This is a genomic window from Pseudomonas sp. NY15374, from assembly GCF_048068255.1.
Classification (GTDB): Bacteria; Pseudomonadota; Gammaproteobacteria; order Pseudomonadales; family Pseudomonadaceae; genus Aquipseudomonas; species Aquipseudomonas machongensis.
Window position 1 is genome coordinate 197,640 of record NZ_JBLUPZ010000001.1, and the last position, 22,020, is coordinate 219,659.

At 62.9% G+C, this 22,020-nt stretch carries 17 protein-coding genes; 7 read left to right on the forward strand and 10 right to left on the reverse strand.

The window, feature by feature from the left end; translation table 11 throughout:
• Positions 1–23 precede the first annotated feature (23 nt).
• The 10 genes from ACNFHO_RS01155 to ACNFHO_RS01200 form a co-directional block, all read right to left on the reverse strand.
• Positions 24–1,460 carry an NAD-dependent succinate-semialdehyde dehydrogenase gene (locus ACNFHO_RS01155; protein WP_416764849.1) on the reverse strand — a complete coding sequence of 479 codons (1,437 nt, stop codon included), beginning with the start codon at positions 1,458–1,460 and terminating at the stop codon, positions 24–26.
• A gap of 150 nt (positions 1,461–1,610) precedes the next feature.
• On the reverse strand, positions 1,611–2,759 hold the full coding sequence (locus ACNFHO_RS01160) for an MFS transporter (protein ID WP_392502672.1): 1,149 nt from the start codon (positions 2,757–2,759) through the stop codon (positions 1,611–1,613).
• A gap of 61 nt (positions 2,760–2,820) precedes the next feature.
• Positions 2,821–4,470 carry a GMC family oxidoreductase gene (locus ACNFHO_RS01165; RefSeq protein WP_019098953.1) on the reverse strand — a complete coding sequence of 550 codons (1,650 nt, stop codon included), beginning with the start codon at positions 4,468–4,470 and terminating at the stop codon, positions 2,821–2,823.
• Between the two features lie 39 nt (positions 4,471–4,509).
• A complete protein-coding gene (locus ACNFHO_RS01170; protein WP_019098952.1) occupies positions 4,510–5,592 on the reverse strand; it encodes an ABC transporter ATP-binding protein in 1,083 nt (360 codons plus the stop codon).
• Entirely contained in the window at positions 5,525–6,391 is an 867-nt protein-coding gene (locus tag ACNFHO_RS01175; RefSeq protein WP_019098951.1) for an ABC transporter permease, read from the reverse strand. The genes ACNFHO_RS01170 and ACNFHO_RS01175 overlap by 68 nt, the downstream gene beginning before the upstream one ends.
• Positions 6,385–7,281 (reverse strand): ABC transporter permease, encoded by an 897-nt coding sequence (locus tag ACNFHO_RS01180; RefSeq protein WP_392502670.1) that lies wholly within the window; start codon positions 7,279–7,281, stop codon positions 6,385–6,387. The genes ACNFHO_RS01175 and ACNFHO_RS01180 overlap by 7 nt, the downstream gene beginning before the upstream one ends.
• Before the next feature lie 182 nt (positions 7,282–7,463).
• The gene (locus ACNFHO_RS01185; RefSeq protein WP_019098949.1) at positions 7,464–8,570 is read right to left on the reverse strand and encodes an LLM class flavin-dependent oxidoreductase; all 1,107 of its coding nucleotides are present in this window, start codon (positions 8,568–8,570) and stop codon (positions 7,464–7,466) included.
• 350 nt (positions 8,571–8,920) lie between these two features.
• On the reverse strand, positions 8,921–9,271 hold the full coding sequence (locus ACNFHO_RS01190) for a RidA family protein (RefSeq protein WP_019098948.1): 351 nt from the start codon (positions 9,269–9,271) through the stop codon (positions 8,921–8,923).
• Positions 9,272–9,300: 29 nt separating this feature from the next.
• On the reverse strand, positions 9,301–10,728 hold the full coding sequence (locus ACNFHO_RS01195) for an NAD(P)/FAD-dependent oxidoreductase (protein ID WP_064491516.1): 1,428 nt from the start codon (positions 10,726–10,728) through the stop codon (positions 9,301–9,303).
• Between the two features lie 13 nt (positions 10,729–10,741).
• Positions 10,742–12,241 (reverse strand): CoA-acylating methylmalonate-semialdehyde dehydrogenase, encoded by a 1,500-nt coding sequence (locus ACNFHO_RS01200; protein WP_416764852.1) that lies wholly within the window; start codon positions 12,239–12,241, stop codon positions 10,742–10,744.
• A 123-nt stretch (positions 12,242–12,364) separates the two neighbouring features.
• Between ACNFHO_RS01200 and ACNFHO_RS01205 the strand changes: the two genes are divergently transcribed.
• From ACNFHO_RS01205 to glyA, 7 genes are all read left to right on the forward strand, one after another.
• The gene (locus tag ACNFHO_RS01205) at positions 12,365–13,288 is read left to right on the forward strand and encodes a LysR family transcriptional regulator (protein ID WP_019098946.1); all 924 of its coding nucleotides are present in this window, start codon (positions 12,365–12,367) and stop codon (positions 13,286–13,288) included.
• Between the two features lie 268 nt (positions 13,289–13,556).
• Positions 13,557–15,587 carry a sigma-54-dependent Fis family transcriptional regulator gene (locus ACNFHO_RS01210; RefSeq protein ID WP_042943809.1) on the forward strand — a complete coding sequence of 677 codons (2,031 nt, stop codon included), beginning with the start codon at positions 13,557–13,559 and terminating at the stop codon, positions 15,585–15,587.
• A gap of 148 nt (positions 15,588–15,735) precedes the next feature.
• Positions 15,736–16,674, forward strand: a complete 939-nt coding sequence (locus tag ACNFHO_RS01215; protein ID WP_019098943.1) for a D-2-hydroxyacid dehydrogenase — start codon at positions 15,736–15,738, stop codon at positions 16,672–16,674.
• 38 nt (positions 16,675–16,712) lie between these two features.
• The gene (gene ribB, locus ACNFHO_RS01220; RefSeq protein WP_019098942.1) at positions 16,713–17,399 is read left to right on the forward strand and encodes a 3,4-dihydroxy-2-butanone-4-phosphate synthase; all 687 of its coding nucleotides are present in this window, start codon (positions 16,713–16,715) and stop codon (positions 17,397–17,399) included.
• Positions 17,400–17,443: 44 nt separating this feature from the next.
• A complete protein-coding gene (gene gcvH, locus ACNFHO_RS01225; RefSeq protein WP_019098941.1) occupies positions 17,444–17,818 on the forward strand; it encodes a glycine cleavage system protein GcvH in 375 nt (124 codons plus the stop codon).
• Positions 17,819–17,826: 8 nt separating this feature from the next.
• Positions 17,827–20,691 carry an aminomethyl-transferring glycine dehydrogenase gene (gene gcvP / locus ACNFHO_RS01230; protein ID WP_064491518.1) on the forward strand — a complete coding sequence of 955 codons (2,865 nt, stop codon included), beginning with the start codon at positions 17,827–17,829 and terminating at the stop codon, positions 20,689–20,691.
• Positions 20,692–20,757: 66 nt separating this feature from the next.
• Positions 20,758–22,011, forward strand: a complete 1,254-nt coding sequence (glyA, locus tag ACNFHO_RS01235; protein WP_019098940.1) for a serine hydroxymethyltransferase — start codon at positions 20,758–20,760, stop codon at positions 22,009–22,011.
• The last annotated feature ends 9 nt before the right edge of the window (positions 22,012–22,020 follow it).

A 22,020-nucleotide genomic window follows, 5' to 3' on the forward strand; every position in this document is an offset into this window, starting at 1 on the left:
TGCGACGGCAGCCGGCCTGGGGGTCAGGCGTGCAGGCAGGAAACGAAATGGGTGTGCAGGTAGCCGTCTAGGGCTTCGCTGCCACCCTCGGACCCATGTCCGGAATCCTTGATGCCGCCGTACGGGGTCTCTGGCAGGGCAAGGCCCAGATGGTTGATGGTGAGCATGCCGGCCTCCACGCCCTGGGTCAGGGCGTGGATATCGGCTTGGCGCCGGGTCCAGGCGTACGAGGCGAGGCCGAAGGGCAGGCGGTTGGCTTCCTCGATGGCTTCGTCGAGATGACGGAAGCGGATGAACAGTGCCACTGGACCAAAAGGCTCTTCGTTCATGATCGCCATCTCGCTGCTGACGTTGCTCAGCACCGTCGGCGCATAGAAGTGGCCCGAGCGGTCCAGGCGAACGCCACCGGTTTCCAGGCGCGCGCCCTTGGTCACGGCATCGTCCACCAGGCGTTCCACGGCCTGCAGGCGGCGTTCGTTGATCAACGGACCGACCTGGGTCGACGGATCAAGGCCGTCACCGACCTTCAGTTGGGCCGCTGCATCCCGGAACATCTCGACGAAACGGTCATGAACACCGTCTTGGACCAGGAAACGGGTCGGAGAAATGCACACCTGGCCGGCATTGCGGAACTTGAAGGCGATCAGTGCGGCGCAGGCAGCTTCAAGATCGGCGTCGTTGCAGATGATCACCGGTGCATGCCCGCCCAGTTCCATGGTGGCTGGCTTCATATGCTGGCCGGCGAGCGCGGCGAGGTGTTTGCCTACCGGCACCGAGCCAGTGAAGGACACCTTGCGGATGATCGGGCTGGGGATGCAATGATCGGAGATCTCCGCTGGCACGCCATACACCAACTGCAGCGTGCCTGCGGGCACGCCGGCGTCGACGAAGCAGGCGAACATCGCGGCGGGTGCTGCTGGCGTTTCCTCGGGGCCTTTGATCAGCATCGAGCAGCCGGCGGCCAGTGCCGGGGCGATCTTGCGCAGGATCTGGCTGACGGGGAAGTTCCAGGGGGTAAAGCCGATGGCCGGGCCAACCGCAACACGGATCGCCTGCTGGGTGACATTGCTGGCCCGCGACGGAATCAACCGGCCATAGGTACGTCTGGCTTCCTCGGCAAACCAGTCGACCAGGTCGGCTGCGCCATTGACCTCCATGCGTGCCTCGGCAAGGGGCTTGCCTTCCTCTACGGTGATCAGGGTGGCGATGGCTTCGCTGCGTTCACGCATCAGGCCGGCAGCCTTGCGCATGATCTTGCTACGGTCGAAGACCGAGATCGCTTGCCAGGCCTTGAAGCCGGCCTGGGCAGCCAGCAACGCTTCGTCCAGGTCGGCGCGGCTGGCATGGGCGAAGCTGCCGATGATCTCGCCGGTGGCGGGGTTGCTGACTTCACCCCGCGCGGCATCGCCGCCGTTGCGCCATTGACCGTTGATGAGCAGTTTTACTTCTGGGTAACTCATGGCATCTCCTGATCGTTCAGTGCATCCCCGGGAATCGCGGGACTTCTTGTTTAGTCAGGAAGTAGCAATCGCTATGCCATGTTTTTTATCCTTTTAAATCAACTAGTTGCTGGATTTTCTCGTTGATTTCTCAAGAATGAGAAGGCGTTCTCACCCGGTTGGCAGGCCGCGTGTCAATGCTGGTCGGGCAAACAGGCACAGCACAAGCAGGGTTGCGGTCAGGCACCAGAATGCAGTGTGCAATGACGTCAGTTCGGACAGATGGCCGATAAAGCCCGGGCCGAGCAGGATCCCTAGGTAGCCGATGGTTGCTACCGTGCTCAGGCTAGCTGCTGAGGGCATGCGATTCTGGATCAGCGCGGCGCGGAACAGGATCGGTACGGCGTTGGCCATGCCGAGTCCGGCGAGCGCGAAGCCTGCGAGCGCACCGGTGAGCGACGAGGTCTGGGCGAGTACGAAGCCGAGCAGGGCGAAGGCGCTGCCGCCGATCAGCAGTACGCTGTCGCCGAACCTGCGCGCCAGCCGATCCCCGACCAGGCGTGCGCAGGTCATTGCCAGGGTGAACACGCTGTAGGCAATGCCTGCCGACTCCAGTGGCACGCTGTGAACCCCCTTGAGGTAAAGCGCGCTCCAGTCGAGCATGGCGCCTTCGATCAGCAGGCAAATGAACGCCAGTGCAGCCATCAACAGTACCACGCCCCTGGGCCAGAGAAATGCTGCGTTGTCCAGGGCGTCGAGTTGGCGAATCTGATGGCTGCGCGCCAGCAACAGGATCACCAATGCAACCAGCGCCGCCGTGAGTGCTGCCCAGAGGGGCGTGGCGCCCTGGTTCAGCAACAGGGTCACGCCTGCCGCTCCGGCGAAGGTTCCGGCGCTGAACAGCCCGTGAAAGCCCGACATCAGCGGTTTCGCTGCAGCTTTCTCGACCATGGCACCTTGCAGGTTGACGCAGATGTCGCCCAGCCCCAAGCATGCGCCGAAGACGAAAAGCGCTACGGCGAACTGCCAGGCAGAGGAAATCACCGCAAGGGCAACCAGAGAGGCACAGAAACAAGCGCCGGAGAGTTGCATGAGACGCCTCAGGCCAATGCGTTGGGCGATCCGGCCGGCGAAGGGCATGCTCAACAGCGAGCCGAGGCCGAGGCACAGCAACAGGCTGCCGAACAGGCCGTCGTCGAGCATCATGCGTTGCTTGGCATAGGCCACCAGCGGCGCCCAGGCCGCCATGGTGAAACCGACGGCGAAGAACGTCAGGCGCGTAGCGCGTTGGTAGGCGGTAGTTCCGAACATCGATTGCATGGAGAATTCCTTGAAGAAAAAAGGCCACCCGAGGGTGGCCTTCGTCAGTGAAGAAGCAGGCTCAAACGTGAGCCTTGGCTGGCTCGGCTTGCACCTGGATCGCGTCTTGCCGTGATTGCGGGAGCAGCGAACGACGGCCCTTGATGAAGTCGGCCAGGCGCTCGCCGAGCATCATCGACGGGGCGCTGGTATTACCCGAAACAAGCGCCGGCATTGCCGACGTATCGCACACCCGCAGGCCTTGCAGGCCATGCACGCGGAACTCCGGATCGACCACCGCCATGGCGTCGGTGCCCATTTTGCAGGCGCCGGAGGGGTGCAGGGCGCCCTGGGCTGTTTCACGGACGAAGCGCACACGTTCCTCGTGGGTCGCCAGCGGGTGCCGTGGGCGATGTACATGTGCAACGTACGGCTTGAGGGCGGGTTGCTCCATGATCTCCATGCCCAGGCGCACCGCTTCGGCAAGCTGCTCGACATCGTACGGATCGGACAGGTAGTTCGGGTCCACCCGCGGCGGGGTGTCCGGGTTGCCGTCGCGCAGGCGCACCGTGCCGCGCGAGCGCGGGCGGGTCTGGTACACGTTGACCGTGCAGCCATTGCCGCTCGGGGTGGTTTCCGCTCCTTCCTCGACACCGGCGCCGGGCAGGAAGTGGAACTGCAGGTTTGGCAATGGATCATTCTTGTCGCCGTACCAGACCAGACCGCCTTCACAGATGTTCGAGGTGATGGGGCCGTTGCGGAACAGGAGGTACTGGAGACCGGCCCAGGCCTGCCAGTGCAGCTTCTTGTACTTGTCGTAGCTATGCGGGCCGGTCAGTTCGTAGATCAGGAACATGTCCACATGGTCCTGGAAGTTCTCCCCGACGCCCGGCAGGTCGTGGACCACCGGCACGCCAACCGAGCGCAGGTGCTCGGCCGGGCCGATCCCGGATCGCAGCAGCAGGGTCGGCGAGCCAACCGCACCGGCACTGACGATGACTTCCTTCTCGGCGCGCAGCACCTTGACCTGGCCGCCCTGGCGGTACTCCACGCCATAGGCGCGACCGTTCTCGACTAACACCCGGAGGACCTGGCAGCCCGTACGAATCTTCAGGTTGGGGCGCTTGCGTGCCGGGTTGAGGTACGCCACCGCAGCGCTGCAGCGCAGGCCGTTGCGCATCTTCACCTGGTAGAAACCGACGCCTTCCTGCTTGCCGGAATTGAAGTCCGCGGTGAAGGGGATCCCCATTTGCTGCGCGGCCTTGACCCAGCTCTTGGTGAGGTAATGGGTCGCCCGCTGGTCCGACACACCCAGCGGCCCGCCCTGGCCATGGGCTTCGCCGGCGAAGCGCTCGTTGTCTTCGCTGCGCTTGAAGTACGGCAGCACTTCCTTGTACGACCAGCCAGGGCAGCCCATGGCCTCCCAGTTGTCGTAGTCCTCGGGGCAGCCGCGCATGTAGACCATGGCGTTGACCGAGCTGCCACCGCCGAGCACGCGCCCCTGGACCATTTCCGGGGTGATGCCGTTCTGTTCACGCTGTGGTTCGAGCTTGTAGCGGGTCAGCAGGTTGCCCTTGGCCGTCTTGAAGTAGGTCACGGGCATGTGGATATAGGGGTTCCAGTCCCGCGAGCCCTGTTCGAGCAGGGTGACCGAAACGTTCGAATCTTCCGTAAGCCGGGAAGCCGCTGCGCAAGCAGCAGGGCCTCCGCCTACCACGATGTAATCAACCAACTTGGGTACTCCTTTCTTATTGCTGTAATAGGGGGGCGATCAGTGGGTCAGTACCACCACGGCCTCATCGGGCCACGACAGCCGGACCCGACTGCCGGGGGCATGCTCGATGCCGGTGACCGGGCGCGCCTGCTGGCAGGTGAACAGGCTTTCGCCGTGCCTGACCTGGTAGACCACGCGATTGCCGATGAACATCACGTCTTCGATATCTCCCGTCAGGGCGTTGTGGCCGGGGGCGGCGGCGCCCGGTGCAGCGGCGTCGAGGCGGATGGCTTCGGGACGGATCGACACCGATACGCTGGCCCCGGCACTGGCCCGGCGCACTGCACCACGGGCGCTGAACAAGGCAGTGGAAATGTCAGCCAGGCCATCGCTGACCCCGCCGACATGGCCCTGGACGATGTTGGTGTCGCCGAAGAAGCGCGCGCAAAACAGCGACTCGGGCGCGGCATAGAGGTCCTGGGGCGAGCCGAGCTGTTCGATCTCACCCTTGTTCATCAGCACTACGCGGTCGGAAAGGATCATCGCTTCGTCCTGGTCATGGGTGACGTACACGAAGGTCGTGCCTGTCTCCTCGTGGATGCGCTTGAGCTCCTTGAGCATGTGGTGGCGAATCTTCAGGTCCAGGGCCGCCAGCGGCTCGTCGAGCAGCAGCACGTCCGGACGGTTGACCAGGGCGCGGGCCAGGGCCACGCGCTGGCATTGGCCACCGCTGAGCTCGTTGATCCAGCGGTTGGCGAAGCTGTCCAGTTGCACCAGGTGCAGCATGGCGTTTACCTGCTCCTTGATCTTCGCCTTCGACACGCCCTGCAGGCGCAATCCGAAGGCAACGTTGTCGAACACATCCAGGTGCGGGAACAGCGCATAGCGCTGGAACACCATGTTCACGCTGCGTTTCTCCGGTGGCAAGGCCACCGCATCGTTGCCGGCGATCAGCAGGCTGCCGCTGGTCGGTGCCTCGAAGCCGGCGATGATCCGCATCAGCGTCGTCTTGCCGCAGCCGCTGGGGCCGAGGAGGGTGAGGATCTCGCCCTGGCGGATATCGAGGTTGATGTCATTCAAGGCCTTGAAGGGGCCGAACGACTTGTGCACGTTCTGCAGTTGCACGATCGGACGGTTCATGGGCATCGACTCCAGTGGGCGAGGTACGGTAGGAAGTTTTTGCACGGCGCTGCAGCCAGAAGGCGGCGCCGGCGGCGAGTATCACGATCAGCGACAGGGCGAAGGCGACCATGGAGGCGGCGTTGATGGTCGGGTCGACCGTGCGCCGCATCATCGACCAGACCATCATCGGCAGCGTGGTCTCGTTGCCGCTGACGAACACGGTGATGATCAGTTCATCGAACGACAGGGCGAACACCAGGATGGCCGCACCGATCAGGCTCGGTCGCAGGATCGGCAGGGTCACCATGCGAAACGCCTGCAACGGGCTGGCGCCGAGGTCGCGAGCGGCTTCTTCGAGGGAGGGGTCGAAGTAGTCGATGCGCGAGCGCAACGTGGCGACGAAGAACGGCAGGGCATACAACGTGTGGGCGATGGTCACGGTCAGCAGCGAACGGTTCAGGCCCATCTGGGCGAAGGCGCTGAGCAAGGCGATACCGAGGAACAGGCCGGGCAGGGCGATGGGCGCCGAGCAGAGCGTCGCCACCGCTTCGCGCACCTTGCCCTTCATGCGGATCAGCGCCAGTGCCACGCTGGCCCCGAGCAGGGTGGTCGCCAGCGAGGCCAGGCTTGCCACCAGCAGGCTGTTGTACAGCGAACTGCGGAAGGTCTGGCTGGCGAAGATCTGCTCGTACCAGCGCAGGCTCCAGCCTTCGAACGGGAACACCAGAGAGGCCGAACTGTGGAAGCTGAACATGCCGATGACCACGATCGGCGCATAGAGGAACAGCAGGTAGAGCCAGAGATAAAGCCTCAGCATGATTTCTGCTCCTGCTCGTGGAAGCGCAGCCCCGGCGCCAAGCGCAGTGCGCGCAGCAGTTGGGTGAAGGTGATGTAGATACCGATGAACAGGACCAGGGTGATGAATGCCATCGCCGCGCCCAGCGGCCAGTTGCCGGCGCTGCGGAACTGGTTGGCGATCAGCAGGCCGTTGGTGACACCGTCGCGCCCGCCCAGCAACTGCGGGGTGATGTAGTCACCGGCAGCGAGAATGAAGGTGAACATGAAGGCCGAGACGATGCCTTTGTAGGCCATCGGGATGATCACCCTGAGCAACACCTGGGTCCGCGTCGCGCCCAGGTCGCGGGCCGCGTCGAGGTAGTCCTGCTTCACATCGCGCAGTGCCGAGACCAGCAACAGCAGGGCGAAGGGAAACATGATGTGGACCAGGGTGATGATCGAGGCGAAGGGGCTGAACAGGAGGAACTCCAGCGGTTGCTGGATCAGCCCCCATTGCATCAGCGTGCTGTTGATCAGCCCGTTGGTGCCAAGGATGGTCCGCCAGGCATAGACCCGTACCAGGTAGCTGGAAAACCAGGACAGCAGGATCAGGTAGAACGCCGCGTTGCCGCGTGCTCGATAGACGATGTAGTAGGCAGCGGGAAAGCTCATTACCACCGATACGATGGCCGTCCAAAGCCCGTTGTTCAGCCCGGTGAGGCCGGTGCGCCAGAAACCGGCCGCAGTGAGTGTGCGAGCGTAGTTGTCGAGATTGAAGGTCGGGTCGATCACGAAGGACCGGGCCGTCCAGAAGCTGTACAGCAACAGCAACAAGCAAGGAAAGACGAAGAACACCAGCATGAACATGATGGACGGTGCTGCGAGCACCGAACTGAGTACGGTCTGGCGTTGGGTAATGTTCAGACCCATGGCAACTCCTCGGCCGCAAGGCCACAGCAGCCTCGCCCGTGTGGGCGAATTGATCGAAACCTCATTGTTGTAATGGGTACTCCCCGGTGAAGGGGAGCACCGTGCTTCTTCGGCAGTTCAAGGTGAAACCGATCGGGCGACTGCTCCGGTCGCCTTGGCCGGGCTCAATGGCCCGGCCTTGCTCAGGCTACGTGCTTGAGGGTGGCGCAGTAGTCGCGCAGCTTCGGCATGACCGATTCGCTGAGCAGACGCAGCGACTTCTGGTGCAGGGCAGGGTTTTCCCAGTCCTTCTGGGTGGTCAGCAGGGTACCGAACGGCACGCCGACGTAGTCGACGAAGGCCACCAGCTTGTCCAGCACGGTTTTCGGCGAACCGGACATGACCATCCAGTCCAGGCAGTTTTCACGGGTGACTTCGCTGTCCGGGATCTCGGCGGAAGGTTTGAGGATGCGCTTCATGTTGAACGCTGCCATGTCTTCGACGATGTAGTCGTAGTACCAGCCGTAGGAGCTGTCCGGACGGGCCAGGTAATCGGCGGCTTCCTGGTCGGTGTCGGTGACCAGGATCGAACGGGCGATGCGCCACAGGTTCGGATCTGGGCGGCGGCCGGCTTTCTCGCAGCCGATGACGAACTGTTCCCAGTGCGACTTGACGTGGACTTCCGGGATGAAGTTGGCACTGACGATACCCCAGCCGCGTTCACCGGCCTGGCGCGCACTGCTCGACGACGGGCTCATCACCGAGATGGCCAGCGGTGGGTGTGGCTGCTGGAAGGGTTTGAGCATCGGTCCGAAGCCCAGCGACGGGATGATGTTCTTCTCCAGCTTCACGTTCCAGTACTTGCCCTGGATGTTGTAGGGCGGATCGGAGGCCCAGATCTTGTGGATGATGTCGACCGACTCGGTAGTCATCTCGGCGCGGTTGAGGTCCTGGGTGCCGAACAGTTCCATATCCGAAACCAGGCCGCCAGGGCCAACACCCATGATCAGGCGGCCGCCGCTCAGGTGGTCGAACTGGGCAACATCGCCAGCGACGGTGGCCGGGTGGTGCTGGGGCAGGTTGAGGACGCCGGTGGCGAACTTGATGTTCTTGGTGGCGTCGAGCAGGGTGGCGAAGAATTGCAGCGGGTTGGCCACTGGCTCGGAACTGCAACTGTAGTGTTCACCCACCCAGACTTCACTGAAGCCAAGTTGGTCGGCGAGGATCGCGGCTTCGCGGTCCTGTTGCAGCATTTCGGTGTAGTTACGCCGTGGGTCGTGCAACGGCATCATGAACAGACCGAGTTCCATAGTATCTCCTGGCTTCGCTTGTTATTGGTGGTGTAGACGTCAGGGCAACCTGGCGATGCGTGGTCGCCGGAAGCCGTCCGTACAGGGGTTTTGCAACAAGGGTGCCAAGACCTTATTTATTTTTATCTCTTTGATATTTAACGTTTTATTTTTTATTTTTGAGGGTTTCTCGGTGTTTGGCGCATTGCTGAGACGAGGCCCGGAGCGGGCTTCTCGATAATGAGAAAAGTGCTTTGCGGTTGCGCAAAAGCACTGCGGAACGCGTCCGCTCCCGACAACCCTCCCGTTATCCTGGGGAGGCTTGCGAAAGCGGGCGCGTCCCGCGTTTTGGAAGATGACGTGAACGGCGGTCAGACCGCGGCCTGCAAGGCGATCTCCACCAGGATGCTCTCCGCTGCAAGGTTGGCCTCGACGGTAGCGCGCGCTGGCAGGGCGTGCTCCGGGATCCACTGTTCCCAGACCTCGTTCATGGCGGCGAAATCCTTCACGACATGCTTGAGCCACACCTGGGCGAAAAGAATCCTGGACTTGTCGGTCCCGGCGATAGCCAGCAGCTCGTCGATACGCGCGAGGATCTGGCGCGTCTGTCCGGTAATGTCCTGGCTGCGATCAACCGGTGTCTGTCCGGTGACGTAGGCGATGCCGTTATGAACCAGCACGTGGCTGAGGCGTTTGCCGTTGGGTTCGAAGCGCTGAATCATGGTTTTTCCTCTGGTAGCGTTGGGGGGCGTTAGCGCACGCCAATGCGCAAGCCCAGCAAGGCGGGCAATGCGGCAACGGTTTGCGCGGTGCAGGAGGCGCGCCGCTCGACCTGCTCGGCTTCCTCGCAGGCGAGGATGGCCCGGCGGATGGCGCAGGCGCCCAGGTATTTGAACGGTTCGGGTGGCAGGCGCGGGACCTGGCGTTGGCAGAACGGCGAGAGGAACCATTTGTCCTTCTGCTCCAGTACCAGCGACGAAAGGCATTGCCCGGCGATCCATCCGGCCTGGACGCCATGTCCCGAGAATCCAGCGGCGTAATGGATACCCGGTTGGTGGGTCTTGAAGAACGGCACCCGATCCGCCGAAACGTCGATGGGCCAGCCCCAGCTCTGCGCAAAGCCGGCCCGTGCCACGCCAGGCAGCAAGCGTTGCAGGCCCGCCCGCGGGCGTTCCAGGCTGGCCGGATCATGGCGCAACTGCGGCGCGCCGGCGTCGTTGCCCCAGCCGATCGGCCCTGACCCCGAGCCCATCAGGACGCGGCCGTCGCGGGTCTGGCGGAAGTAGTGGAGGAACATGCGCGCGTCGTTCATGCCCATCGCCTTGCTCCAGCCCAGTTGCTGCAGGGCATCTTCATTGCGGTTGGACATGGTGGCGTAGCTGGAGAACAGGCTCATCCGGCTGCCGATACCCGACACCCCGGCCAGCCCCACGTTGGTCGCCAGCACGACATGCCGGGCGATCGCGATACCGCCATCCACCTTCACGCGATGCGGCTTGCCTTCCTCGATACGGGAAACCGGCGAGTTTTCGTAGAGGGTCACACCGGCCTCGAGCGCCGCTGCCTTAAGGGCAAGTACCAGGCGCCCGGGATGCACGTTGCCGGCCTCGGGAAAGTAGATGCCCGAGCCGAATACCGGACTTCCCACCAGTTCACGCACCTGTGGAGCGGACAGGGGCTGGACATAGTTCTCCACGCCAAGTCCGGCGCAGCCGTCGAGGAATTTGCGCAGGGCAGCTTCCTGCGCTGGGCAGGTCGCCACCCGCAGGTTGCCTTCTTCCTTCCACCACACATTGCGACCGGGCGCTGTGACGAAGGTCTTGAACGCCTGCTGCGCCTCGCTGCCCAGTCGGGCCAGTTCCAGCGCCGTGTCGGCGCCGAATGCGCGGATGTTGGCAGGCAGGGACTGCCAGTAGCCATGAACAATGCCCCCATTGCGGCTGCTTGCACCGTCGCCGACCCGGGAAGCCTCCAGCAGCCCTACCTTGAGGTGAGGGGCGCGGGATTTGAGGATAATCGCGGTCCACAGGCCGGCGAAGCCACCGCCGACGATAGCCACGTCCAGTGCCACCTGGCCTTTCAAAGCTGGCTGGGCAGGGCCGTGGTCGCGCTCGATGTCCTCCCGCCACCAGGACCAGTTCGCCCGGTCCGTGGCGGGTACTGCCGCTTGCAGTTTCATCTCGTCAGCCTCCTTAACGGGCTACCGGCATGGCAAATTCCGCACCTTTCTCGATGCTCTCCGGCCAACGCTGCATGATCGATTTCTGCTTGGTGTAGAAGCGCACGCCTTCAGTGCCGTAGGCGTGCATGTCACCGAACAGGCTCTTCTTCCAACCACCGAAGCCGTGCCAGGCCATCGGGACCGGCAAGGGCACGTTGATTCCCACCATGCCAACCTCGATCCGTCGGGCGAATTCGCGGGCGATGTTGCCGTCGCGGGTGAAGCAACTGACGCCGTTGCCGAATTCATGGTCGTTGATCAATCGAACCGCCTCGCCGAAGTCCGCTACCCGTACGCAAGCCAGGACCGGGCCGAAGATTTCCTCTCGGTAGATGCTCATGTCCGGGGTGACATGGTCGAAGAGCGTGGCACCGAGCCAGTAACCGTTCTCCAGGCCGGCTTCGGCAGGGCGGAACCCGCGCCCGTCGACTACCAGTTTCGCGCCCGATTCCACGCCCTGGCCGATGTAGCCGGTGATGCGTTCCAGCGCCGCACGGCTGACGATCGGGCCCATTTCTGCCTTGAGGTCACGACCGTCGGTAATGCGCAGATCCCGGGCGCGGGTGGCCAGTGCTTCGACCACCTTGTCCGCGACATCCCCGACCAGCACAGCCACCGAGATCGCCATGCAGCGTTCCCCGGCACTTCCGTAGGCCGCGCCGATAAGTGCGTCGATAGTCTTGTCGATGTCGGCGTCCGGCATCACCACCAGATGGTTCTTCGCACCACCCAGACCCTGCACACGCTTGCCGTGACGGGCACCGGTCTCGTAGATGTACTGGGCGATCGGCGTAGAGCCCACGAAACTCAATGCTTTCACGTCAGGGTGCTCGATCAGCGCATCCACTGCTTCCTTGTCACCCTGCACGACGTTGAATACGCCAGCGGGCAGGCCGGCTTCCTGCAGAAGGTCGGCCATGAACAGCGAGGCGCTCGGGTCAGTCGGGCTGGGCTTGAGAACAAAAGTGTTACCGGCCGCCAAAGCGATGGGGTACATCCACATCGGGACCATGACCGGGAAGTTGAAAGGGGTGATACCGGCAACCACGCCCAAGGGTTGGCGCATCGTCCAGTTATCCATGCCGCGGGAAACCTGATCGGTGAATTCACCCTTGAGCAAGTGCGGAATACCGCAGGCGAATTCGAGGATGTCGATCCCGCGCTCCACCTCACCTTGGGCATCGGTGAATACCTTGCCGTGTTCGGCAGTGATGATGCGCGCCAGGTCGTCCTTGCGCTCCTGGAGCAATTGCAGGTAACGCTGGAGTATCCGTGCGCGACGGATCGGCGGGGTTTCGCTCCAGCGTTCGAACGCAGCCTTGGCGGCGGCCACGGCCTCGTTGACTGTGGCACGACTGGCCAGCGCGACCTGGCCTGATTGTTCGCCGGTGGCCGGGTTGAACACCGCCTGATGACGGTCGTCTCGGGAAACGTGGGTGTGGTTGATGTAGTGCTCAATCATGCTGGGCATCGTGGACATTCCATACGGGGCTGGACGGGTGGCCAGCGACGAGCTCACGATAACCTCGGTTTTTGTCCTGAACGAGACCATAGTCAAGAACTCATTGTCCGTATCCGAGAACAATCAGAAATCATGGAAACCAACGAGATCGAGAAGCTGTGGGCGCACATCCACTGGCTATCAATACTGGAAGAGCAGGGCAGCTACACTGCGGCGGCAGCGCGTCTGGGTGTCAGCAAATCGGTGGTCAGCCAACACCTGTCGGACCTGGAAAAGGCCACTGGTACCCAATTGGTTACGCGCACCACTCGCAGCGTGCGCCTGACCGAAGCGGGCAAGTCGCTGACCCGCGAGGTCCGCAGTGCCTACGCGCATATCGCCCGCAGCTTTTCGTCGGTACGCGACTCAGCCGCGACGGTGCAGGGACTGGTTCGACTGACCGCCCCCGTGGCGTTCGCCCGTCAGCATCTGGTACCGCATTTGTCGGGATTCCTCGCCCTGTATCCACAGGTGCGAATACACCTGGACGTCTCGGACTCATTGAGCACCATCGCTGCCGACGGCTACGACCTGGCCGTGCGCCACAGCTTCCGGATCCCTGAAACCCATGTGGCCTGGAAGCTGTGCAAGACCGCTTCGGTGCTGGTGGCGACCCGAACTTACCTGGATCGTGCAGGCGAACCGCAGACGCCCGATGATCTGGGACGACATAGCTGCCTGTATTACCCGCGGGGTCACGAGAGCCCGGTCTGGAACCTGGAACGAGGCACTGAACGACTGATCGTTCCCATTACCGGTAGCTTCGCCACCAACAACAGCGAGGCGCTGCGCGATGCGGCACTGGACCACCTGGGGATTGCCTTGCTGCCCGACTTCAGTGCACACGACGCGCTGGCCGATGGGCGTCTGGTGCGGGTTCTGCAAGACTGGGAACTGACCGGTGCATTCGCCGCCGAGATCTATCTGGTGCGGCCCTATTCCGCCCATGTTCCACGGGCTGTCAACGTTCTGGTCAACTACCTGAGGGAGAAGCTGTTCAGCGGCTTTGCACTTTGATCTGCAGTGCGCGACGGGCTGTGCGCAGGCCCGGAAAAAATGGTCGATACTTCTAGTCATGCTCCCGCACTGATGGCATCTTCAGTGTGATTGGCGTTGTACCAGGGAGGGTAGTCGCGATGCCCGGGCGCTCTATCAGGCGTTCCGGCCCGGGAGGCTGGTGAATGAACCAGGCAGCTTCACTGGTTTCATTCTTGCATGATTTTCCTGAAAAGCTGTCCGGTAACCCGGACCGGTAATCCCTGGATGTTCAGCAGGTACAATAAAAATGATGAGCGTGCAGCAACACCTGGCCAGGATTCGTTCCGGCGCTGACGGTAATTCGCATGAGCTCGATCACGAGCCATCTGGCGGCCCATCCGTCATCCATCGCGAGCATTGCAGTCAATCCTGGCGGCGTTGCCTGGAAGTGGGGCTTAGCCCCGACCAGCAACTGATGGTTCCGGTGGTCGAGGCCAGTGAAGTCCGCCGCTTGCAGCAGGCTTTCGGTGAGCAGGCTTTCGAGCATGCGGTGAACACGCTCAACGGTCTGATGAGCGTGCTCAGCGACGTGGGTTACCACGCGAGCCTGGCCAATGCCGATGGCGTGATCATTGCCGAGAGCATCAAACCGTCGCAGGCCTATTACTGCGAGAGCGATCGTATCGGCTCGATCTGGCGCGAGGAGGTAGGTGGTACCAATGGTATCGGTACCTGTATCGCCGAGCAGCGCCCGGTTGCGGTCTTCCGTGACGATCACTTCTATTACGATCTCTCGGAGCAGGCCTGCGTCGCGGCGCCGTTCTACAACCCCGACGGCCAGTTGCAGGGGGTGCTGAACCTGACAACATGCAACCCCAACGTCGATGTCAACGCCCACCACATCGCCTACAAGCTGGCGACCCAGAGTTCGAACAAACTGGAGCAGCGCCTGTTCCGCATGCATTTCGAGGACTGCTTCATCCTCCAGGTCTGTGGCACCTCCGGTCTGGCGGCATGGATTGCCGTTGACGCTGGCGGGCTGATCCTCGGCGCTACCCATGGCGCTCGTCGGTTGCTGGGCCTGGAGCCGAATCAGTTGGGCAAGCGCCGCTTGTGGGAGGTGATCGATTGCCCCCAGTCGGCCATTTCCCTGGAAATCTTCCGCAGCGTGGCTACCGCGCAACTGCTCCACTGCGCGCAGTATCTGGATTTCCTCATGGTTGCAAGCCCTGCGCAATCCGCGCGCACTGCCGAAGTCGAGCGGGTGAAGGCACGTCCGCGGGCAACGCGGGAAGTTGCCGGTTCCCTGGCGCGCTGCGCCGGACAGGACTCGCGCATGCAGGACAACGTGCGCCTGATCCGCAAGGTGATGAACAAGAACCTGCCTCTGTTGCTGTTGGGCGAGACCGGTGCCGGCAAGGACACCCTGGCCAAGGCCATCCATCAGGAAGGCGAACGCAGCGCGGCCCCCTTCGTTGCGTTCAACTGCGCCTCGGTCCCCGAATCGCTCATCGATAGCGAGTTGTTCGGCTACAGCAAGGGCGCCTTCACCGGGGCCAACAAGGAGGGCAGCCAGGGCCGGTTCATGGAGGCTGACGGGGGCACGCTGTTCCTCGATGAGATCGGTGATATGCCGCTCGCCCTGCAAACCCGTCTTCTGCGTGTGCTGGAAAGTGGCGAGGTGTCACCACTGGGTGGCGGCAAGGCAGTGCGGGTGGACGTGCAGATCATCGCGGCGACCAATCAGCGCTTGCATGAAAAAGTTGCGGCTGGCGAGTTCCGCGAAGATCTGTTCTTCCGTTTATCAGGGATGATCATCGATCTGCCACCACTGCGTGAAAGGGAAGACAAGGCGCAACTGATCGAGACGGTGCTGCAGGGTGTATGCGGGGACGATCCGGTGCCGGTCCTCAAGCCTTCTGCCTGGAAAAAGCTACTGGAATACCCATGGCCGGGCAACGTTCGGGAACTGCGCCATGTGCTGCACCGTGCCACCCTGTTCGCCGAGAGTGGGGAAGTGCGTGCCAGCGATATCGTGCTGCCGTTCGAGAACCGTATCCGCCCGTTTGCCGAGCGCCTGGCGTCCGCGGCAGCGGAGCCGGTGGCACCTGCGCACGGCGTGGTTCCGGTCGATGCCGAAGCGCTGGATGACGCTGCCGACCTGGTGGTGCATGTCACCGGCGTGAACGCCCGTACCACGCTGAGCCAAGTGGAAAGCAAGGCGATCAGTCAGGCCCTGGCCGCCAGTGCCGGCAATGTCGAGTCGGCCTGCAAGGCGCTGGGCATGAGCAAGGCCACGCTCTACCGCAAGGTCAAGCGTTACGGTATCCGCCTGTAGAGAATCTACCGTTGCAAAAATGAGCCTGCTGTCTCAATCCTGAAAGACAGCAGGCTTTTTTGTTTTAACTCATTGTTTTAATTGGATATTTTTTGATGGCACGGCGCTTGCTCCAATGACTTCGAGTTCACCTTCGGAGTAGAGCGCAATGTCCACCGCATCGCTGCCCACGGTTTTGCTGACTGATCCTGACAGCGCCGAGCTGCTGGCCCTGATTCGCCAGGGGCATGCAGGTCTGCCGCTGCGCACGCGAGACGATATCGACGCGCATGTCGAGTGCGATGTCTGGCTGGGCTCTCCGGAACATGTCATCGAACTGCTGGGGCGAGGCCTGCGGCCGCGCTGGGTGCAGCTGACCTGGGCCGGAGTGACCCCGATGCTCGATCCCCGGGTGCCGCGCGGTTACCAGCTCACCCGTGCTGGCGAGGTATTCGGTGCATCGATGCTCGAATACGTCCTGCATCACATGCTGGCTCATGCCTGGAAGGCGGCGGACTATCCATTTGCCCAGAGTCGCTTCAGTTGGCGACCGGCGAGTTCGCAGCGGCTTTCCGGCAAGCGCGTGCTGATCGCCGGTCTCGGCAGCATCGGTGCACATATCGCCTCGGGGTTGAGCGCCCTTGGCATGCGCGTATCAGGTATCCAGCGCAGTCCGCGCACGACCGCCAACGTCGAGCTCGTGGGCAGTCTTGATGACCTGATACCCCTGGCGGCGCAGGCGGACTATGTCATCAACGTCCTGCCCGATACCCCGCGGACCCATGACCTCTTCGACAGCGCCTTCTTTGGCGCACTGCCGGCCAACGCTCTGTTCATCAATATTGGCCGCGGCAATGCGGTAGTCGATCAGGCGCTGGTGCATGCGCTGGAACAGGGGCAACTGGCCGGCGCGGTGCTTGATGTATTCCGCAAGGAGCCCTTGCCGCCCTCGCACCAGTTCTGGGTGACGCCCAACCTGGTACTCACCCCCCATATCGCCGGGCCTACCGATCCCGTGGCGATGATCGATTTCTTTTTGCGCAACCTGCGCAAGTACCAATCCGGCCAGCCCCTCGACGGGCAGGTCGGATTCGAGCGCGGCTATTGAGACCCGAGCGCCCGATGCAACCTTCGGAGATAACGACAATGATGAGCCCGATTCTTTCTCGCCACCGTAACGTCAAGGCCGCCGTCGACGCGTATCGACGCGGTCAGCCCGTGATCCTGCTCGACGACGACGATCGCGAGAACGAGGCCGACCTGGTAGTCGCGGCGCAGAACATGACTGTGCAGAGCATGGCCATGATGATCCGCGACGGCAGTGGCATCGTCTGCCTTTGCCTGGACGAGGCCACGGTCGACATGCTGCGGCTCAAGCCCATGGTCCCGCACAACGAGTCGCGGTACACCACCGGTTTCACCGTAAGCATCGAGGCGGCGGACAACATCACCACCGGCGTGTCGGCCCAGGATCGCCTCACTACCGTGCAGGCGGCGCTGTCTTCGACGGCCCTGCACCGGCGCATCGTCAGCCCCGGTCACATGTTTCCGCTACGGGCCAGGCGTGGCGGGGTGCTTGAGCGTCGCGGGCATACCGAAGGCAGTGTGGAGATCGCCGTGCTGGCCGGCATGCGCCCGGCCGCTGTGCTCTGCGAGCTGATGAACCCTGACGGCACGATGATGCGCGGCGCCGCCATTGATGCCTACGCAGCCCGGTACAACCTGCCGATCCTGACCATCGCCGACCTGGTGGCCTGCCGCCTGGAAATGGAGGTGGGCACCCGGATCGAACAGACCGAAGTCCCTGCTCTGCGCATAGCGCTGAGTGTTTGAAGCCCAAGTACCTGATCAACAACAACTCCAAGAGGAAAGACCCCATGAGCGTGCGTTTCACTCCCGATCACGAATGGCTGCGCCTGGAAGACAATGGCGAGCTGACTGTCGGCATCACCGACTATGCGCAATCGGCCCTGGGCGACGTGGTCTTCGTCCAGTTGCCGGACCTTGAAACCTACCAGGCCGGCCAGGAAGTGGTAGTGCTGGAGTCGGTCAAGGCCGCCAGCAACATCACCATGCCGCTTACCGGCCAGGTGGTTGCCGTCAACGAGGCCGTGGCCCAGGAGCCGGAGCTGGTCAACGCCTCTCCCGTTGACCAAGGCTGGTTCTTCCGTTTCCTGCCGACCGACGCCAGTGGCCTGGCCAGCCTGATGGATGAAACGGGTTACCAGGATTATCTGCGCCAGCAGGAGTGACAGTACTCATGAGCAATACAGTACAACTCGACACCCGCCATGAGTTCGTGGGGCGTCATATCGGGCCGGACGAGCGGGCGATCCAGGTCATGCTTCAGGTGGTGGGATACGACAGCCTGGATCAGTTGATCGCCAGCGTCGTGCCGGACACCATCAGTGGCACCAGCGTGCTCCCATTGACCGTGGGGCAGGGCGAAGCCGAGGCCCTGGCCGATTTGAAGCAGATCGCCAGCAAGAACAAGCTGTTCAGCCAGCACATCGGCCAGGGCTACCATCCCTGTTTCACGCCAGCGCCGATCCTGCGCAATCTGCTGGAAAACCCGGCGTGGTACACCGCCTACACGCCCTACCAGCCGGAGATTTCCCAAGGCCGCCTGGAAGCGTTGCTGAACTTCCAGACCCTGGTCAGCGACCTGACCGGGATGGACATCGCCAACGCGTCGCTGCTGGACGAGGCGACCGCCTGCGCTGAAGCCATGACCTTCTGCAAACGCCTGGCGCGCAACAAGGCGCCGGCATTCTTCGTCTCTTCCCACTGCCATCCCCAGACCATCGATGTACTGCGCACCCGCGCCGCGCCGCTGGCTATCGAAGTGGTAGTGGGGGATGAGTTCGAACTGGCCCCGGAAGACCTTGGTGCCTACTTCGGTGTCTTGCTGCAATATCCGGCCAGCACCGGCGCGGTTCATGATCATGCCGAGTTGGCGGGCCAGGTGCGGGCTGCTGGCGGGTTGCTCGCGGTGGCAGCCGATCTGCTGGCCCTGACCCTGCTGACCCCACCCGGCGAGTTTGGCGCCGACGTGGTGATCGGCAGCGCCCAGCGCTTCGGTGTGCCGCTGGGCTACGGCGGCCCTCACGCAGCGTTCTTCGCGACCCGTGACAGCTTCAAGCGCGACATGCCCGGCCGCCTCGTCGGTATCTCGGTGGATCGTCACGGGGCACCGGCCTTGCGCCTGGCCATGCAGACCCGCGAGCAGCATATCCGTCGCGAGAAGGCTACCAGCAACATCTGCACGGCCCAGGTGCTGCTGGCCAACATCGCCAGCATGTACGCCGTCTATCACGGCCCGCAGGGCTTGAAGGACATCGCGCGGCGCACCCACCGGCTGACCGCCATCTTGGCAAAAGGCCTCGAACACCTGGGGCAGACTGTCGAGCAATACCATTTCTTCGACACCCTCAGCGTGATGGCGACGCTGCCGGCCAGCGAGCTGCACCAACGTGCCGCCAAGGCTGGCATCAACCTGCGTTTCATCGACGATCAGCGCGTTGGCATCTCGATGGACGAGACCTGCACGCCAGCTTCGGTGCTGCGGTTGTGGGCGTTGTTTGCCGGTCAGGCAAACACTGTCCCGGCCTTCGATGACATGGCCGATCTGGCCGGCGGGCGCTTGCCCGAGCAGTTGCACCGCCGCTCGGCGATTCTGGCCCACGCCGTGTTCAACCGCTATCACAGCGAAACCGAGCTGATGCGTTACCTGCGCCGCCTGGCCGACAAGGACCTGGCCCTGGACCGCAGCATGATCCCGCTAGGCTCCTGCACCATGAAGCTCAACGCCGTCAGCGAGATGATCCCGGTGACCTGGCCTGAGTTCGGCAGCCTGCATCCCTTCGCTCCGGCCGATCAGGCCGAGGGCTACAAGGCAATGCTGGACGAGCTGGAAACCATGCTCTGCCAGGCCACCGGTTATGACGCCGTGTCGCTGCAGCCCAATGCTGGCTCGCAGGGCGAGTATGCCGGGTTGCTGGCCATTCGTGCCTATCACCAGTCGCGTGGCGAGGGCGGGCGGGACGTCTGCCTGATTCCCTCGTCCGCACATGGCACCAACCCGGCTACTGCGCAGATGGCCGGCATGCGCGTGGTAGTGGTCGCCTGTGACAGCCGCGGCAACGTCGATGTCGACGATCTGCAGGCCAAGGCCTTGCAGCACAGCGACAAGCTGGCGGCGCTGATGATCACCTATCCCTCGACCCACGGTGTGTTCGAGAGCCGTATCGGCGAGATCTGCGACATCGTTCATGCCGCGGGCGGCCAGGTATATATCGACGGGGCGAACATGAACGCCATGGTCGGCCTGTGCGCCCCGGGACAGTTTGGCGGCGATGTCTCGCACCTGAACCTGCACAAGACGTTCTGCATTCCCCACGGCGGTGGCGGTCCGGGGGTTGGCCCTATCGGTGTGAAGTCGCACCTGGCGCCGTTCCTGCCGGGACACGCTCATTTGCAGCAGAAGGAGGGCGCCGTGTGCGCTGCGCCTTTCGGTAGCGCGAGCATCCTGCCAATCACCTGGATGTACATCCGCATGATGGGCGGCGTTGGGCTGCGCGAGGCCTCGAGGGTGGCGATACTCAATGCCAACTACATCGCCCGGCGCCTGGAGGAGCATTACCCGGTGCTCTACACCGGTGAAAATGGCCTGGTCGCTCACGAGTGCATTCTTGATCTGCGCCCGCTCAAGGACAGCAGCGGAATCAGCGTCGAGGACGTTGCCAAGCGCCTGATCGACTTCGGCTTCCATGCCCCGACCATGTCCTTCCCGGTGGCCGGCACGTTGATGGTCGAACCGACCGAAAGCGAATCGCTGGAGGAGCTCGATCGTTTCTGCGAGGCGATGATCGCTATTCGCAAGGAAATCCATGCGGTCGAAAGTGGCTTGCTGCACCGTGATGACAACCCGCTGCGCAATGCACCGCACACGGCTCATGAGCTGGCCGGTGAATGGAATCATGGTTATGACCGCGAGCAGGCGGTTTTCCCGGCCGGGCATTCGAATGACAAGTACTGGCCCCCCGTGGGGCGTGTCGACAATGTCTACGGCGACCGCAACCTGACTTGCGCCTGCCCTTCGATCGAAAGCTACCAGGACGTCTGAATCAGCTTCGGAACACCGGCGCCGGTCCTGCCCGCGCCGGGTTCCCCCACATCCAGGAAAAATCCCATGTTCCACAAAAGTCTGACCCTCAACGACTTCGACCCCGTCCTGGCCGCTGCGATCGACAGCGAAACCCGGCGCCAGGAAGATCACATCGAGCTGATCGCGTCGGAAAACTACACCAGTCCCCAAGTGATGGCCGCTCAAGGCACGGCGCTGACCAACAAGTACGCCGAGGGCTATCCGGCGAAGCGCTACTACGGTGGTTGCGAGCACGTCGATGTGGTCGAGCAACTGGCCATTGACCGCGCCTGTGCACTGTTCGGCGCCGACTACGCCAATGTGCAACCGCACTCCGGCTCCTCGGCCAACGCGGCGGTATACCTGGCGCTGCTCAGCGCGGGCGATACCATCCTGGGCATGAGCCTGGCCCATGGCGGTCACTTGACCCACGGGGCCAAGGTCAGCTCTTCCGGCAAGCTGTACAACGCCGTCCAGTACGGCATCGATGCCAAGGGGCTGATCGACTACGACGAAGTCGAGCGCCTGGCGCTCGAGCATCGTCCAAAAATGATCGTCGCGGGGTTCTCCGCCTATTCCCAAGTCCTGGACTTCCAACGCTTTCGCGACATCGCCGACCGGGTGGGGGCCTACCTGTTCGTCGATATGGCCCACGTCGCCGGCCTGGTCGCTGCCGGGCTCTATCCCAACCCGGTCGGCCTGGCGGACGTGGTCACTACCACTACCCACAAGACCCTGCGCGGCCCGCGCGGCGGCCTGATCCTGGCTCGCAGCAACCCCGATATCGAGAAAAAGCTGGCCTCGGCAGTGTTCCCCGGAGCACAGGGTGGACCGCTGATGCATGTGATTGCTGCGAAGGCGGTGTGTTTCAAGGAGGCGCTGGCCCCGGACTTCAAGGTCTACCAGCAGCAAGTACTGGACAACGCCGTGGCCATGGCGGAAATGTTCAAGGCGCGGGGTTATGACGTCATCTCAGATGGCACTCGCAACCACCTGTTCCTGGTCAGCCTGATCCGCCAGGGAATTACCGGCAAGGACGCGGATGCAGCGCTTGGTCGGGCACGCATCACGGTGAACAAGAACGCCGTCCCCAATGATCCGCAGTCGCCTTTCGTAACCTCGGGTATCCGCATCGGAACACCGGCGATCACCACCCGAGGCCTCGGCGTCAGTGAAAGCCAGGACCTGGCCGGCTGGATCTGCGACATCCTCGATCACCTCGGCGACGCCGATGTCGAGGCCCATGTAGCGCAACAGGTAGCACGCCTGTGCTCCGCCTTCCCTGTCTACGGACTGTGACGCCGAGGA

Coding starts and splice junctions, on each gene's coding strand:
- ACNFHO_RS01155 (WP_416764849.1), bottom strand. CDS start 1,460: ATGAGTTACCCAGAAGTAAAACTGCTCATCAACGGTCAATGGCGCAAC.
- ACNFHO_RS01160 (WP_392502672.1), bottom strand. CDS start 2,759: ATGCAATCGATGTTCGGAACTACCGCCTACCAACGCGCTACGCGCCTG.
- ACNFHO_RS01170 (WP_019098952.1), bottom strand. CDS start 5,592: ATGAACCGTCCGATCGTGCAACTGCAGAACGTGCACAAGTCGTTCGGC.
- ACNFHO_RS01175 (WP_019098951.1), bottom strand. CDS start 6,391: ATGCTGAGGCTTTATCTCTGGCTCTACCTGCTGTTCCTCTATGCGCCG.
- ACNFHO_RS01180 (WP_392502670.1), bottom strand. CDS start 7,281: ATGGGTCTGAACATTACCCAACGCCAGACCGTACTCAGTTCGGTGCTC.
- ACNFHO_RS01185 (WP_019098949.1), bottom strand. CDS start 8,570: ATGGAACTCGGTCTGTTCATGATGCCGTTGCACGACCCACGGCGTAAC.
- ACNFHO_RS01190 (WP_019098948.1), bottom strand. CDS start 9,271: ATGATTCAGCGCTTCGAACCCAACGGCAAACGCCTCAGCCACGTGCTG.
- ACNFHO_RS01195 (WP_064491516.1), bottom strand. CDS start 10,728: ATGAAACTGCAAGCGGCAGTACCCGCCACGGACCGGGCGAACTGGTCC.
- ACNFHO_RS01200 (WP_416764852.1), bottom strand. CDS start 12,241: ATGCCCAGCATGATTGAGCACTACATCAACCACACCCACGTTTCCCGA.
- ACNFHO_RS01205 (WP_019098946.1), top strand. CDS start 12,365: ATGGAAACCAACGAGATCGAGAAGCTGTGGGCGCACATCCACTGGCTA.
- ACNFHO_RS01210 (WP_042943809.1), top strand. CDS start 13,557: ATGATGAGCGTGCAGCAACACCTGGCCAGGATTCGTTCCGGCGCTGAC.
- ACNFHO_RS01215 (WP_019098943.1), top strand. CDS start 15,736: ATGTCCACCGCATCGCTGCCCACGGTTTTGCTGACTGATCCTGACAGC.
- ribB (WP_019098942.1), top strand. CDS start 16,713: ATGATGAGCCCGATTCTTTCTCGCCACCGTAACGTCAAGGCCGCCGTC.
- gcvH (WP_019098941.1), top strand. CDS start 17,444: ATGAGCGTGCGTTTCACTCCCGATCACGAATGGCTGCGCCTGGAAGAC.
- gcvP (WP_064491518.1), top strand. CDS start 17,827: ATGAGCAATACAGTACAACTCGACACCCGCCATGAGTTCGTGGGGCGT.
- glyA (WP_019098940.1), top strand. CDS start 20,758: ATGTTCCACAAAAGTCTGACCCTCAACGACTTCGACCCCGTCCTGGCC.